Raw genomic sequence first — 598 nt, forward strand, 5'->3', positions numbered from 1 at the left:
TATAAGAGACAGGCATCGGCCAAGCCCTCGCCGTGGCGTATGCGCGCAGCGGCGTGGCGGTGGTCGGCGGGTATTTCCCGGCCGATCCCCATGACCCGCATACCACCGTGGCCCTGGTGAAAGAAGCCGGTGGCGAATGCCTGATGTTGCCGCTGGACGTGGGCAATAGTGCCTCGGTAGACGCCCTGGCCGAGGCCGCCGTGCAGCACTTCGGCCGCCTCGATTATGCCGTGGCCAACGCCGGTTTACTGCGCCGCGCGCCGTTGCTGGAGATGACCGATGAGCTGTGGGACGAGATGCTCAATATCGACCTCACAGGGGTGATGCGCACCTTCCGCGCTGCAAGCCGGCACATGAAAGAGGGCGGCGCGCTGGTGGCGATTTCATCGATTGCCGGCGGTGTGTATGGCTGGCAGAAACACAGCCATTATGCGGCGGCAAAAGCCGGCGTGCCGGGGTTGTGCCGTTCGCTGGCGGTGGAGTTGGCGGCGTTGGGGATTCGTTGCAATGCGGTGATTCCGGGGTTGATCGAGACGCCGCAGTCGTTGGATGCGAAGAATTCTTTGGGGCCGGAAGGCTTGGCCAAGGCCGCCCGGGT

At 64.5% G+C, this 598-nt stretch carries 1 protein-coding gene; it reads left to right on the forward strand.

Annotated elements, in window-relative coordinates:
- Positions 1 to 14: 14 nt before the first annotated feature.
- A partial coding sequence (locus FEM54_RS33660) for an SDR family NAD(P)-dependent oxidoreductase (protein WP_240792846.1) occupies positions 15 to 598 on the forward strand: 584 nt, incomplete at its 3' end.

The sequence above is a fragment of the Pseudomonas edaphica genome (assembly GCF_005863185.1).
Taxonomy (GTDB): Bacteria; Pseudomonadota; Gammaproteobacteria; order Pseudomonadales; family Pseudomonadaceae; genus Aquipseudomonas; species Aquipseudomonas edaphica.